This window comes from Nocardia suismassiliense (assembly GCF_900269665.1).
GTDB classification, from domain to species: domain Bacteria; phylum Actinomycetota; class Actinomycetes; order Mycobacteriales; family Mycobacteriaceae; genus Nocardia; species Nocardia suismassiliense.
Window position 1 is genome coordinate 5,330,058 of the sequence record NZ_LT985361.1, and the last position, 13,226, is coordinate 5,343,283.

14 protein-coding genes are annotated in these 13,226 nt (G+C 67.9%); 9 read left to right on the forward strand and 5 right to left on the reverse strand.

What is annotated here, in order from left to right; genetic code table 11:
- Positions 1-100: 100 nt before the first annotated feature.
- The 3 genes from DBO33_RS23670 to DBO33_RS23680 are packed head-to-tail and all read right to left on the reverse strand — an operon-like array spanning position 101 to position 2,404.
- Complete coding sequence (locus DBO33_RS23670; RefSeq protein ID WP_159080447.1) at positions 101-712, reverse strand: neocarzinostatin apoprotein domain-containing protein; 612 nt, start codon at positions 710-712, stop codon at positions 101-103.
- 19 nt (positions 713-731) lie between these two features.
- Positions 732-1,322: a GPS-CTERM domain-containing protein gene (locus tag DBO33_RS23675; protein WP_107657012.1), complete on the reverse strand. Its 591-nt coding sequence runs from the start codon at positions 1,320-1,322 to the stop codon at positions 732-734.
- Complete coding sequence (locus tag DBO33_RS23680) at positions 1,319-2,404, reverse strand: hypothetical protein (protein ID WP_159080448.1); 1,086 nt, start codon at positions 2,402-2,404, stop codon at positions 1,319-1,321. Before DBO33_RS23680 ends, DBO33_RS23675 begins: the two co-directional genes overlap by 4 nt.
- A gap of 313 nt (positions 2,405-2,717) precedes the next feature.
- Between DBO33_RS23680 and DBO33_RS23685 the strand changes: the two genes are divergently transcribed.
- Genes DBO33_RS23685 through DBO33_RS23720 form a run of 8 tightly spaced genes read left to right on the forward strand, consistent with a single transcriptional unit; the run spans position 2,718 to position 10,430 of the window.
- Positions 2,718-4,331, forward strand: coding sequence for a nitrilase-related carbon-nitrogen hydrolase (locus DBO33_RS23685; RefSeq protein WP_107657014.1), 1,614 nt, complete (start codon positions 2,718-2,720; stop codon positions 4,329-4,331).
- Positions 4,332-4,351: 20 nt separating this feature from the next.
- Positions 4,352-5,194, forward strand: a complete 843-nt coding sequence (locus tag DBO33_RS23690) for an oxidoreductase (protein WP_107657015.1) — start codon at positions 4,352-4,354, stop codon at positions 5,192-5,194.
- A gap of 2 nt (positions 5,195-5,196) precedes the next feature.
- Positions 5,197-6,156 (forward strand): alpha/beta hydrolase family protein, encoded by a 960-nt coding sequence (locus tag DBO33_RS23695; protein WP_107660534.1) that lies wholly within the window; start codon positions 5,197-5,199, stop codon positions 6,154-6,156.
- A complete protein-coding gene (locus DBO33_RS23700; RefSeq protein WP_107657016.1) occupies positions 6,150-7,271 on the forward strand; it encodes an aromatic ring-hydroxylating dioxygenase subunit alpha in 1,122 nt (373 codons plus the stop codon). Before DBO33_RS23695 ends, DBO33_RS23700 begins: the two co-directional genes overlap by 7 nt.
- A complete protein-coding gene (locus DBO33_RS23705) occupies positions 7,268-7,957 on the forward strand; it encodes a hypothetical protein (RefSeq protein ID WP_107657017.1) in 690 nt (229 codons plus the stop codon). Before DBO33_RS23700 ends, DBO33_RS23705 begins: the two co-directional genes overlap by 4 nt.
- Positions 7,954-8,871 carry a hypothetical protein gene (locus DBO33_RS23710; RefSeq protein WP_107657018.1) on the forward strand — a complete coding sequence of 306 codons (918 nt, stop codon included), beginning with the start codon at positions 7,954-7,956 and terminating at the stop codon, positions 8,869-8,871. Before DBO33_RS23705 ends, DBO33_RS23710 begins: the two co-directional genes overlap by 4 nt.
- Positions 8,868-9,653 (forward strand): SDR family oxidoreductase, encoded by a 786-nt coding sequence (locus DBO33_RS23715; RefSeq protein ID WP_107657019.1) that lies wholly within the window; start codon positions 8,868-8,870, stop codon positions 9,651-9,653. The genes DBO33_RS23710 and DBO33_RS23715 overlap by 4 nt, the downstream gene beginning before the upstream one ends.
- A 33-nt stretch (positions 9,654-9,686) precedes the next feature.
- On the forward strand, positions 9,687-10,430 hold the full coding sequence (locus DBO33_RS23720) for a maleate cis-trans isomerase family protein (RefSeq protein ID WP_107657020.1): 744 nt from the start codon (positions 9,687-9,689) through the stop codon (positions 10,428-10,430).
- On the opposite strand, the gene DBO33_RS23725 is transcribed toward DBO33_RS23720, so the two are convergent.
- Positions 10,413-11,084: a hypothetical protein gene (locus DBO33_RS23725; protein ID WP_107657021.1), complete on the reverse strand. Its 672-nt coding sequence runs from the start codon at positions 11,082-11,084 to the stop codon at positions 10,413-10,415. The genes DBO33_RS23720 and DBO33_RS23725 overlap by 18 nt on opposite strands.
- 22 nt (positions 11,085-11,106) lie before the next feature.
- A complete protein-coding gene (locus DBO33_RS23730; protein ID WP_199856730.1) occupies positions 11,107-11,976 on the reverse strand; it encodes an HpcH/HpaI aldolase/citrate lyase family protein in 870 nt (289 codons plus the stop codon).
- 228 nt (positions 11,977-12,204) lie between these two features.
- Here DBO33_RS23730 and DBO33_RS23735 point away from each other — a divergent pair, with 228 nt between their 5' ends.
- Positions 12,205-13,185, forward strand: a complete 981-nt coding sequence (locus DBO33_RS23735) for an alpha/beta fold hydrolase (RefSeq protein ID WP_107657023.1) — start codon at positions 12,205-12,207, stop codon at positions 13,183-13,185.
- The last annotated feature ends 41 nt before the right edge of the window (positions 13,186-13,226 follow it).

The window sequence follows — 13,226 nt, forward strand, 5'->3', positions numbered from 1 at the left end:
CGCCTATCCCGGCGCATCCCCCCACGCCACTGGTCCGGCCCGAATGGTCGCAACCGATGGCCCGGGACGACCTGCGCATGCCCCGGACCATCCGTTGCGATCAGTTGCGACGGCGACGCGCTACCAGCACCACGGCGGCCGCGATGAGCACCGCTGCGGCGATGCCGATGCCCGCCATGACGGGAGTGTTGCTGTCGGAGTCGTCGTTCTCGGCTGTATCGCTCGCGGCAGCAGAGGGTTTCGGAGTCTCCGCGGGCGGCCCGAAGGTCAACGGTACCGAGGCGATGATCTCCGTAGCGTTGGTCAGGCTGGTGACACTGATCGTGCAGGCACCCGGTGCCGCGGTGCAGTCGGTGCCACCGACCGCGCCGACGAGCGTGATGGCCCGTTTGTCCCCGGTGGGTTGCCAACTGCCCTGCCCATCAGCGGCACCCATCATCGAACCGGTGAGATTGCAGTCCCCCGGCCCCGCGATCCGCGGTTTGCATTGGCCGACCGCGACCGCCGCCATATTAGCGGGCAGGCCGTCCAGGATCACCGTAATCGTCTGTCCCACAGCGAGTCCCGTGGATTGGCTCACCTGCAGAGCCGGTGCGGCCAGCGCGGTCGGCATGCCGCCGAGCAGCCCGACCGTGGTGAGCGCGGCCAGCGCCACCAGACGTGGTCTGCCGAATATGCCGTTTGTCCCGGGCCGGGTACCGATGAGCTTCACATTTTCCTCCTGATGGATTTCACAGTCGCCGCCGATCGGCGAGGGCGAAACCGGCGACGAGCACGAGCAGGCCGGCGGTGGCCGCCCACAGCACGGTGGACGGCCCTTCGATGTCGGTGTCCGAGCGCGCGGCCGCGGCGGGGACGGATGCCGAAGCAGCCGGCGGCCGCGCGCCCGCGAAAGTTACCGGCACCGCAACGGAATTCGCCGCGATGACGGCAGGCGGTTCGGTGCCGGGTAGGGGCGCGGCCGCGATCACGCATTGCTGCTGGGTGCAGTCGATCTCGTGGAATCGGGGGTGCGCGGTCAGGGTCAGCGGGCCGAAGGTGCCGTCCGCGCCGATATTGACGAACGTCGCGCCGCCGGACAAGTCGCAGTCCTTCAGTCCGTTGCTGAAGCCCGCTTTGCACATGCCCACTGCGACGGCGGCCAGTCCAGCACGGAAGCCGCTGCCACTCAGCGTGATTCGCTGCCCTTCGGTCAGCTCGGACGTGGCGTCGACCTGGATCGCCGCGGGTGCGTCCGCGAACGCCGCCGCCGGAGAGCCGAGTAGGAAACCACTGAGCGCCAGCGTCACCGCTACCCGAGCCGTCGTACCGAAACTCCTCATGGCGCACCTCTTTCGCTGGACGATCCGCGCGTGCCGGGGAGCAGGCGTCGGTCAGGTCGGCCGGACAGCCAGGCCGCGATGAGTACGCCCATACCGAGGACGGTCAGCGCAGACCCCGTGCCGATGAGCCGGCCCAGCAGGTCGACCAGGCCCAGGCCCGCCAACCCCGCGGTCGCCACGACGAGGGCGCAAACTCCGATGGCGTGCGGCGCGGTCTCCCAGACCAACTCGTCGAGCGCAGTCATCGCGCGCGCAGCGGCGGCCAACGTCACCGCCAGCCCGATCGCCAACGGCACCGGCCCCGGCGCGGTCACCACGAGCAGCGCCCCGCCCGCCGCCAGGATCAACAGCACGGGGGCACCCGCGGGTCGACGCCCCGGCAAGGCAACGATGGCCACCGCAGGTGCGGCCGCGAATGCGAGCCAGCTGAGTTGCTCAGCACCGAATTCGTTCCACCGGAACAGCAGTAGGTGCAGCGCGGGTAGCACCGTACCGCCGACCACGAGTCCTGTTGCGACATAACCGAATAGAGCCGGACGAGGAGGGCTGGAGTTCTCAACGACTCGGTCAGCAGTCGGACCGTCTGTGCCACGAAGCCCGACCGTCCCTGCGGCCACGCCGAGGGCGGTGGTCAACGCGCCCGTGATGAGGAGACCCGTACTGGGCTCCTCGTAGTAATGACCACTCAGCAGCGCGGCGATGGCTACTCCCCCTGCGGCCGCTGCATGGAGGAAGACGAAGTTTCCGCGACCGAACTCTGCCGCGAGGGCACGACCGGCGAGCAACAACGGACCCGTCGCCGCGCCCGCGACGAGCACCGCGATCGTGAACACCGCGACCGTATCGACGACACCCGCCACGACTACCGCGATGCCAGCGAGACTGCCACTTACACTTGCCATTCCGAGAGACAGCGGCAATCGCCACAGACACAGCGCCGCAGCGAGTAGCCCGAGCACCCCGGCGGTGAGCACCAGATAACCGACCACCGCCCCTGGCACCCCGAGCACCCCTCCGAAGGGCTTGCCGAGCAACACCAACTGACCGCCCGCCACCGGCCCCGCCGCCACCGCGCAAAGCACTGCCGCACCAACACTTACGGTCCGGCGCGCGCCATATGGCGGATGGTTGGCGTGGCCGATCGCAGTCCGTGACGGGCGCCCGCTGTCCGCATTACCGAGGGATGGGCGATGCCTCGTCATCCGTAACCTCCACTCGCGTTCCACTGAGGGAAACGCAGTTTCACGATTGCCATATCGTGCCCGCGACGTCGGACAGTGTCAAGGCGAATGTCTCGCCACCCCTGGACAGATCCTTTGCCGGGGTACAGAATCGGAACAAGGTGGAAACTGCGTTTCGTCCTACGAAACGCAATGAACGAAAGGGTCCGAGTCCATGACCCGAGTCGCGGCCGCACAACTCGCTGCGGGAACCGACGTCGCGGTCAACCTCGACGCCTGCCTCCGCCTGATCGACCAGGCCGCCGACGCGGCGGCGGAACTCGTTGTGCTGCCGGAATTCTGTAACCATCTATCTTGGTACGACGATCGGGCGCATGCGCGCCGAATGGCCTGCACACTCGGCGACACCTTCCTCACCGCGGTCGCCGAGCGGGCGCGACGGCACCGCTGCTACGTGAAGATCGGCGTCACCCTGGCGCGGGCCGACGGCCGCACCACCGGCACCGGCCTGCTGTTCGGACCGGACGGTGCGCTGCTCGGCGAGTCCGATAAGCAGATCCTGATGGGCGCCGAGAACGACTATCTCGATGCAGGCACGGCCGAATCACCGGTGATAACTACACCTTTGGGCCGCATCGGCATGTACGCCTGCATGGAAGGCGTCATCAACGAGGTCACCCGGTCACTCGCGCTGCGCGGCGCACAGCTGTTGCTCAACAGCCTCAACTCGTTCGCCATCGACGAAGCGAGCCTGCACATACCGGTACGCGCCGCCGAGAACAAGGTGTGGGTGGTGGCCGCGAACAAGGTCGGCCCGCTCCTGCCCGCCGACCAGCTGCCGCAGATCGCCGCCCGCCTCGGCGTACCCCCGGATCGCCTGCACGGCGCGGGCGAAAGCCAGATCGTCGGCCCGGACGGCAGGCCGGTCGCGATGGCGCCGGTGACCGGCGAGGCGATCGTGGTCGCCGATATCGACGTGCCGCTGGCCGACGACAAACGCAGGCCCGACGGCACCGACATCCTCGCCGCGCGCAGGCCCGAGCTCTACGCCCCGCTGACGAGCGCACCACTCGGCCGGCGTGCACCGGCCGGGTCGCCGACGCTGTCGGCCGCGCTCGCGATCGCCGACCCCGAGCTGATTGCCGAGCTCGCGGCCGACGACGTAGACCTCATCGTGCTGCCCGAACTCGCGGCGATGCCGGTCCCGGAAGTCGTCCGGGCACTGCACGGAACGACCGCACACGCGGTGCTCAGCGTGCGAACCGGCGGCGCGCATCACGGCGTGCTGGTCGACGCCGCCGGGGTGGTCGGCTGCCAGCCGCAGCTGCACCCGACCAACCGTCATCCGTGGCTCACCCGGCAGGGCAGTGCGCTGGCCGTCTTCCAGTTGCCTTGGGGCCGTACGGCACTCGTGGTCGGTGACGACGCCCTGTTCCCGGAGAGCTTCCGGCTGGCCGCGATTCAGGACGTGGACGTCGTCGCGGTGCCGTATTCCCCGGCCGAGCCATGGGAATTGCCGCTCGGCCTGGCCGAGCGCGCCGCGGAGAACCGGATGAACATCGTCGCCGCGGGCAGCGACGAGCACGGCGGACTCGTCGGCGCGATCTACGCGCTGAGCCCCGATTTCACGCTGTGGACCGCGTGGAGCGGCCCGTTCACCGGCGTGATCAGCCACCCCATCGTGACCGAAGCCCCGCCCGGTGCGCCGAGCGTGCGCGCGACCGTGCGTCCCGCGCAGGCCGTTAACCGCGCCGTATCCCGGGGCACCGACCTGGTGGACGGGCGTCCGCGGCACCCGCTCGACGCCATGACGACAGAAGCACAGTGACGACAGAACCCGGAGCGACGATGAGTGAAACAGTGCGACATGTCGAGCAGTTGGTCGACGAGACGGCCAGGACGGACGTCACCGAGACCTTTCAGGAATGGCGAGACCTGTTGAGCGGGCTGAAGTCTCGGATCGCCGAACGGTTCGACCTCACCAGAGATCCGTCGACCGACGATCTGGCCAGCTACGGCGACCCGGCCACCGGCCCGTCCGGCAGCCTGGCCGCCTACACCGGACCGGAGATCGACTGGCTGGTGCATTCCTGGATCGGCGACCCCGCAACGGGTTTCGTCAACCTGCACCTCACCGTGTGGCTCGGTCCGCAAGTCAGGGTCCCACATCTGGGCATCGCGTTGCTGCTGTGGCCGGAGGGTTGGTTCTATGTCGACGCGGTACCGCGTGGCGATCTGGTCGGCGACGGCGACTACTTCGACAGCTACTACGCCGAGAACGGTGCACCGTGGTTGGCGTTCAAGGAAGAGCACCCCGATTTCACGTGGTTCACCAGCCGCACGGGGTTCATCCGTGGCAGCCTGTCGCCTACCGCGTACTGCTACTCCTTCCCACCGCATCGGGCCAATCGGGAGACCGTCGCCGCGCTGCTCGGCGCGCGGGTCGAGCAGTGGCTCGGCTGGGTCGACGCCGCCGCGCCGGTGCCCGCCGACGAGCAGCCGGCACTGGCGGCACGTGACCTCGCGGTCCGCCGCAATATCGCCGAGCGCGATCCCGCGAATGTGATGGGCGAGCGCATGTTCGGGGCCGAACTTACCCAGCGCCTGGTACGTAGCCTCTGGGGTGGCGATCGCAAGCTGCCGCGGCCGACCGGCGAAGCAGCGCTGAGTGTCCGCGAGACACGGTCATGAGCATGGTCCGTTCGCTCTGGTGGTCGGCGCGCACCGCGGGTGCGGCGCCCTTCGATACCGCGCATCTGAAGGTCTACTACCCCGCGATCGCCACCGGCTCCGACCACGAGCGGCTGACCGGCGTCTTCGAGCCCGATCCGGTGGCCGCACCGTATCCGGTGGTGGTTTTCCTGTCCGGGGTCAATGTCGGTCAGGATTCCTACCGCCGCTTCGCCACCGCCATCGCCGAAACCGGTTTCGTGGTGGTGACTTTCGATCGGGTCGCCGAATTGTTCGGCGGGCTGCGCGGATTGACGGTCGGGGTCGATCTGGACGCGGCCCGGCCCGACGCCTACGGCACCCGCCCGACCTGTCCGACGATCGGCGCCGTCCTCGACGCGCTCACCGAGTTGAACAACGACGGCCCGTTGCGCGGTGCACTGGATCTGGACTGCATCGCACTCGGCGGCCATTCCGCGGGCGGGACCGTCGTGCTCCAGTCGGCGCGCTTCTTCCCTTCGGTCGGTGCGGTTTTCGCGTGGGGCGCGCACACGATGGTGGCGACCATGCTCGGCTGGCCGGCAGGCACCGTGCTGCCCGCACAGGTCAATTGCCCGGTACTGCTCGGCGTCGGCACCAACGACGGTGTCATCAACGGCAGCGCCGACCGGTACGGCGAGGACGGGGAAAACCGACCCGACCCGGTGGCCAGGACATTCGACGAAGCATTGCCACCGGGCGACCATCTGCTCGCGGTCATCCCGGAGGCCAACCACTTCGGGATCGCCGACGCCGATCCCACCGCGGCACGGGCCTTCCTCGACGGACCGGGCGACGTGGACGCGCTGGCGCCGTTCGCCCGGCTCACGTCCAGTTTCCTGCACGCGCACCTGCACGATTCGGCAACGGCGCGAACCGAACTCGCCGACTACGTCGCGGCGCAGGTGCTGCGGCCCCACCTAGCGGAGCACGAACAATGTTGAAAAACTTCTGGTACGCCCTGGAATTCGCCGACCAGGTCGGCCGGACACCGAAAAAGGTGACCTGCCTCGGCCAGGACTTCGTGCTGTATCGCACCACCGCGGGCACGGCGGTATGCCTGTCCGATCTGTGCGTGCACCGCGGTGGCGCGCTGTCGATGGGCACGCTCACCGGCGACTGTATCGCCTGTCCGTACCACGGCTGGCAGTACGACGCCGAGGGCGCCTGCGTGCGCATACCGGCGAACTCGGCGGATCGGGCCATTCCGAAGAAGGCCAGGGTCGATGCCTACCCCACGCAGGAACGCTACGGCATGGTCTGGGCCTTCCTCGGCGACCTGCCCGAGCGCCAGCGCCCGCCGATCCCGGACATCCCGGTGCACGACGATCCGGCCTTCCGGAGGGTGCAGTTCGAGATGGAGGTCGAGGCGAATTACGAGCGCACCTTCGAGAACGTCGTCGACGCCTCGCACACACCGTTCGTGCACGGCACCAGGTTCGGTAATCCGGACAAGCCCGAGATCCCGAATTTCACTGTGCGCAAGGACGACTGGTCCGCGGAGGCCGACATCCAGCTCAGTCCCCCACCGCCGAGCGGACTCTGGGGTGTGCTGTCCAGGAACAAGCCGCGCCCGGAGTTCGTCACCGTCACCAATGGCTGGTACCTGCCCAATGTGGTGAAGCTGCACATCCGGCTGCCCATCGGGGATCTGCTGCTCTATGACTTCAATATCCCGCTGTCGCAGGACCGCACCCTGATCAAGATTCTCGGCTACCGGAACTTCTTCACCGGCCGCTGGGCCGACGCGGACGCCCGCCGAAGAATCAAAGACATTCTGCTGCAGGACAAACCGATCGTCGAGTCACAACACCCCGAGCTGCTGCCGTTCGATCTGTCCGACGAATTGCACGTACGCAGTGACGCACTGCAGGTCGCCTACCGGCGCAGGCGATCCCAGCTGATCAAGGACGGCTGGTGGGTCGGCGGCGACGACATCATCACCGGGGACGGGCCACGCCGCACCGCCACCGTCATCGCCTCGCCGGCCCGGCGCGACAATCCCGAACTCGACCAGGCCTGGGTACACAAGGCCCGCAACGGAGGAACACCGCGATGAGCCTGCCCACCGAACTCAGCGAACGCACGCTGCGGACGCTGAGCACCGCCCTCGAACTCACCACCGCCGACGACACCGCGCTGACCAGCACCATGTCACCCGACCCGGTCGGCAGGCTGCGGGTGTTGCGCGGTGGCCCGATCGACAAGGTCGTCACCGTCGATCTGGTCGTCCCGGCCATCGGCCTGGACAGCCATATGATCTTCGCCTTCACCCCGGCTGATTCGGCGATCCCGCACTTCACCCTGGACTCGGTGCGGTCGACGCACTATCACGCCATGCACCTCGATCTCATTCCCCGTGCCGACCTCGCGGTGCATCTCGCCTACCTCGATGCCGCCTACCTGCCGCTCACCCCGCTGCTGGAGGCGGCATGGCAGCTGGACGGGGTATCGGCGGCGGCGATCGGGCCGCGGCAGCGGGCGATGATGTCGCCGTGGATGGTCGTGTGCCGAGCCACCGAAGCCGCCTTCCAGGCACTGGATGCCACCGTCGAGGGCTATCTCCAGCACTGGCTCACCTTGGTGGACAAGGGAGTTCCGCCGGTGACCGGCGATACCGCCGCCCGTGACCGCGCCAACCGCGCGAACCTGTTCAGCCCCGAGGTGGACCTGGTGTGGGCGCAGGTAGCCGGATTGCTCGGCGACGAGCAGGCCGAGCGGGTGCGGGCGGAGTTGCTCGGATGACCGCCGCCGCAGCACCGAGCCAATGGCAGCAGCGCATCGCCGGCGAATGGGCCGGCAGGCCATCGCTGTTCGCCGCCGACGGGGTCTGGCGTGGTTTCGAGGACATCCGCCGATCATCGGTCTTCGCCGACGGGACAACGACTTACTACATGGACGGCGGGCTCACCGGCGGCGGCGAGCTCGCGGGGCGGTTCGCCCTCGGCGCACCGTTCGCCTTCGGGGTGGTCGACTCCGACAACGACCGGCTCTACACCGGACCCGACTTCTACGGTGCGGGCAGGCCTTACGGCGGCTTCGTCGACGCGCACTACTACGGACCCGGCTGGCAGGTGGGTTTGAACACCTGGAACCAGACCCTCGGTGATACGCAGGTGTACTCCTCGGTGCTGTACCAGGGGCCGGCGATGATCGGTGTGTTCAATGGCGTCTACACCCGCGACCCCGCACTGCGCGACGACCTCATCGAACACGAGACACGGTGCGGTGCTACTCCTTTCGTCTTGCCGACGAAGGATGACTGCCGCTACGCCGGTGACTGCGAGCTGTGGGGCGCCGACCAGCAGCCGCGCGGCACGGTGCGGATCGTGCTCGACGTGACGCCGCTGAGCTTGCTCACCGCCGAGCACCGCGTCACCTGGAGCGGCGCACTGGACCGCACCTTCGAGGCGACGGTGCGCCGCGACGGCGTCCGCTCATTCCACGAGGGGCCTGGCGCTTGGGGCAACGCAACGGCCTACGGCCGGGCCAACTATCCGGTGCTGCACCTGTGCGACGGCGGCAAACTCAACGGACGCGAATTCATGATGGACGCCGAACCGGGGATGGGCGCGGGCACCGAGCTCGCCGTGGTCTACGAACTGTTCGAACACAACAGCCTCAGCGCTGTGCTGCACGGCGTGCTGGTGCGCTCATGAGCGCGCCCGCGAGCCGGACCGTCGTGGTCACCGGTGGCACCCGTGGCCTCGGGCTCGGCATGGCCAGGGCGTTGCTCGACCGGGGTCATCGAGTCGCGTTGTGCGGCACCGATACCGAACGGATCGGCAAGCTACGGTCCGAACTGCCGGATGCCGCATTGCTGCTGGTCGCCGACGTCACCGATCGCGCTCAGCTGCAAGCGCTCTGGGATGCCGCGGTCGCCCGCTTCGGCCGGATCGATGTCTGGATCAACAACGCGGGTATCACGCACACCCGAACGCCGCTGTGGGAGCTGCCCGCCGAGGATGTCCGGAAAGTGGTCGACACCAACCTGATCGGCGCGCTCAACGGCTCCGCCGTCGCGATCGCGGGCATGGCGGACGCGGGCGGCGGGCACGTGTGGAACATGGAGGGTCTCGGCAGCGACGGCCGAACGGTACCCGGACTGTCGGTCTACGGAGCGAGCAAACGAGCACTCACCTATCTGACCGAGGCACTCGCCAAGGAGGTGCCCACCGGTGTCTCCGTCGGGCTGCTGAGCCCGGGCATGGTCGTCACCGACCTACTGACGCATGGCTATTCCGATCCCGGCGAATTGGCCGAGGCGCGTAAAATTTTCAATATTCTCGCCGACCGGGTCGAGACCGTGGCACCGTGGCTGGCCGAACGTGCCGTCGCGCACCCGCGCAACGGCGCGCACGTCCGCTGGCTCACCACACCGAAGGTGCTCGGCCGCTTCGCCACCGCTCCGTTCCGGCGACGCGATCTGTTCGCCGAATGAGCACGATGAATCGTAGCGATGGGGAGATGTTCTATGCCTGACGTTTTGGGCTGGCGGCGCAAGTTCGGGGTGCTCGCCCCGTCGACGAATACTGTGGTGGAACCGGATTTCGCGCGCATGGGTGTGCCCGGGGTGACCGCGCATTTCGGCCGCATCCACATCCGGGACCAGAACATGGGTGACGATGCGGGCATGGACCGGCTGCTCGAGCAGATCCGCGCCGAAATGGACGCGACCTGCGCGCGGGTGCTGACCTGCGAGCCGGATTACATGGTGATGGGCATGTCGGCCGAGACGTTCTGGGGCGGTATCGAGGGCAATCAGAAGTTCGTGCGGCAGATCGAGGACGCGACCGGGCTGCAGGTCGCCACGGGTGCCGAAGCGTGCAGGCGCGCGCTGACACTCAACGGCGCGAAGCGGATCGGCGTGGTGACGCCCTACCAACCGATCGGTGATGCGAATGTGGTCCGGTTCTTCGGCGAGCTGGGGTTCGAAGTGGCCGCGATCAAGGGATTGCGTTGCCCCACCGCGGTATCCATCGCCCAGGTGCCGGAGAGCGACCTGCGGTCCGCGCTGCTCGAGGTGGACGGCGACGGTATCGACGCCCTCGTCCAGTGCGGCACCAATCTGTCCATGGTGCGCCTAGCCGACGAGGCCGAGCGCTGGCTCAGCAAACCGGTGATCGCCATCAATGCCGCGACCTGGTGGATGGCGCTGCGCGACAACGGCATCCACGACCGGATCGAGGGTGCGGGTTCGCTACTGCGGGACCATTGAGCGGTCCTCGTCGCGCCGCCGCAGCCAGTCGGCGGTGCCGAGCAGGCCCGCGGAGAGGACGAGCTCGCCCGCGTTGCCGAGCACCGGGATGACGGGCGCGGCTCCGGCTACCAGCGTCATGACCGCCGCCGTTGCGAAGAGTACGCGGTAGCGATGTCGGCGCCACAGGGCTACGCCGGCAGCAAGCACGACCAAACCGGCGATGATCGCGGGCACTGCCGTCGCAGCGGAACCGTCGACGTCCGTATAACGCAGTGCGCCCGCCCACCATCGAGGTCGCAGGTCGAGCTGGAGGACGTGCAGACTTCCGATCGCGATGAGTGCGACGGTGAGCGCGACTGCGGCGGCCTGAACGCCACGACGCCGCGCCACCGGGATGTCCGCCCTATCCATCGCAGCGCGCGCCCAGAGCACGAGCAAAGGGGTAAGGATCGCGTGCAGTACGAAGCGCGGCACGCTCATCAGCTCGAGTGAGCGCCCCGCACCCAGCGTGCTCCCCAAGGCGAGCACGGCGTTGTCGTAGCACAGCGCCGCACACAACACCGTGGGCAGCATGAACATCCGAGAAGCACCGGCGCGGATCTGCGACACACCGATCAGTGCGAGGGCGAGATGCCCGACCGCGAGCAGCAGGAAGAGTACCGAAACGATCACACGGAATCCATAGTCATGTGCTTCAGCCTTCCAGCGGGCGACGAGCTTGGCGGACCACGGCCAGATCCCCCATTCTGCCCGCCTCGTCCAGCAGGACCCCGCCTGCAGCGGACTCGAAGCGATCCACCAGCGCTCGCGCACGGTCCAACTCATCCGCGGCGGGCGTGAATATCTCGTTGACCACCGAGAGCTGCGCCGGATGGATGCAGGCGCGGCCACGGAAGCCCATTCGCGCCAACGCCCGTGTGGATTCGCGTAACCGCTGCGGGTCCCGGAAGTCGGTGCTGACCGGTCCCAGCGGTGCCGCGATACCCGCTGCCGCACTGGCCAGTACCACCTGGGTACGCACCGTCAGCAGTTCGCGGTCGTCGGCGCTCGGTTCGATACCCAGCTCGGCCCGCAGGTCTGCCTCGCCGAGCTGAAGTCGAGCCACCCGTGGACCGGCCGCGATCGCGCGGGCGTCGAGAACAGCCGCCGCGCTCTCCAGTAGCGGGCAGATTCGGATCGCGCCGTGCTGCGGTTCGTACTCCCCGAGCACCTCGGCCGCGGCCCGGACCTGTTCCACCGATTCGGTTTTCGCCAGGCAGACCGCCGAGACCGCGGGCAGTGCTACCGCCGCCAGATCATCCTGCCCGGCAGCACCGGAATTGACACGGACCCAGATCTGTTGCCGAGCAGCAACAACGCAGCGCAACCAGGAGGACACCGTCGCACGCGCCGCATCCTTGTCAGCCAGCGGCACAGCGTCTTCCAGGTCCAGCAGGATCACATCCGCGGGACCGGCCAGCGCTTTGTCGAATAGTTCGGGCCGGTTGCCGGGCACATACAGCGCGGATCGCACCGTCGCGGCTCGGGTAGGCCGAATATCAGGACTGCGGCCGGAGTCGAGCACCGAATCACAGTAACCAGGCGGCGCTCATCAGGTCAATAGTTCGAAACACAGTTTCCCATAAGGAAACACAGAGCAATGGGTACCTACGTCTTCCAGCATCGATCCCCGTCCACCCAAAGCCATTCCACCGCTTGACAGCCATCCCGATGTAGGTGCTAATGAACACCAACGGCTAAGAAACGCCATTCCATCAAGGGAAACACCCTGGGCATCGCCGTTGGAGTCGCCATGAATTTTCGAGGTCCGGCACTCGCCGCCGCTGCCGCCATCGTCACCTGCCTCGCCACCGCCACCCCGGCCACCGCCGCCGAGCTGTCCAGGCTGCCCGGTGTGGTCGATATCCCCTGCGCCGCAACTACTTTGCATCAGGGCGTCGACTGGTATCTGCCGACCGGCGTGCCGAAGGGCATGGTCTGGATCCAGCACGGCTTCGCCCGCACGCACAGCAATGTCGCGCAGTTGGCCACCACCTTCGCCGCGGGCGGCTACCTCGTCTTCGCCCCCGCACTGCCCTTCATCGATTTCGCCGGGTGCACATTGCAGAACCTCGGGGACAACACCCGCTTCCTCGACAATGTCGCGAACCTGTTCGGCACCGCGGCAAACCCGGACGGCGCACTGTCCCGGAGCCTGGCCGCCGCTGCCGCCGACGCGGGCCGGCTCCCCCCGCCACTGCCCCGCGACTTCGTTTTCGTCGGACACTCTGCGGGCGCGGAAGCAGTCGAGTTCGTCGCGCACCGTCTGCACGTCGCCTATCCGGACACGTGGCACCGGCTGCGCGGGCTGGTACTGCTCGACCCCGTGAAATCCTTTCTCGGCGACAATACCGACCGAGCGCTGGCCGACCTCGACCCCACCGATCTGCCGATCCTCACGATCGCCGCGCAACCGTCGCTGTGCAACAACCTCGGCAGCGGCACCGACGCCGTGCAGCAACGCCTGAACCGCCCGTTCCTCGGCATCCGGCTCGGCAACGGTCTGCACACCGACGCCGAGGGCACCAGCTCCGATTCGATGGGGAACCTCCTGTGCGGCACCCCGGACGTGGCCAACACGTCGGTCTTGCAAGTGCTCGCCCGCGGCTGGTCCGACGACTTCATCGCAGGCAGCAAAACGGCCGACTACTACCCCGCGACCACCGAAGAAGCGGTTACCGCCGCTCCTGCCGTCGCCGCGGCACCGGCCGCGACGATCTTGCCCGCGAACTGAGCGCCGGACCGAAGACCATCCGACCAGGGCTGTTTGCATCG

What these genes read in the sequence shown, in the direction of transcription:
- DBO33_RS23720 (WP_107657020.1), top strand. Translation starts at nt 9,687, where the DNA reads ATGCCTGACGTTTTGGGCTGGCGGCGCAAGTTCGGGGTGCTCGCCCCG.
- DBO33_RS23685 (WP_107657014.1), top strand. Translation starts at nt 2,718, where the DNA reads ATGACCCGAGTCGCGGCCGCACAACTCGCTGCGGGAACCGACGTCGCG.
- DBO33_RS23715 (WP_107657019.1), top strand. Translation starts at nt 8,868, where the DNA reads ATGAGCGCGCCCGCGAGCCGGACCGTCGTGGTCACCGGTGGCACCCGT.
- DBO33_RS23735 (WP_107657023.1), top strand. Translation starts at nt 12,205, where the DNA reads ATGAATTTTCGAGGTCCGGCACTCGCCGCCGCTGCCGCCATCGTCACC.
- DBO33_RS23700 (WP_107657016.1), top strand. Translation starts at nt 6,150, where the DNA reads ATGTTGAAAAACTTCTGGTACGCCCTGGAATTCGCCGACCAGGTCGGC.
- DBO33_RS23675 (WP_107657012.1), bottom strand. Translation starts at nt 1,322, where the DNA reads ATGAGGAGTTTCGGTACGACGGCTCGGGTAGCGGTGACGCTGGCGCTC.
- DBO33_RS23710 (WP_107657018.1), top strand. Translation starts at nt 7,954, where the DNA reads ATGACCGCCGCCGCAGCACCGAGCCAATGGCAGCAGCGCATCGCCGGC.
- DBO33_RS23695 (WP_107660534.1), top strand. Translation starts at nt 5,197, where the DNA reads ATGGTCCGTTCGCTCTGGTGGTCGGCGCGCACCGCGGGTGCGGCGCCC.
- DBO33_RS23690 (WP_107657015.1), top strand. Translation starts at nt 4,352, where the DNA reads ATGAGTGAAACAGTGCGACATGTCGAGCAGTTGGTCGACGAGACGGCC.
- DBO33_RS23705 (WP_107657017.1), top strand. Translation starts at nt 7,268, where the DNA reads ATGAGCCTGCCCACCGAACTCAGCGAACGCACGCTGCGGACGCTGAGC.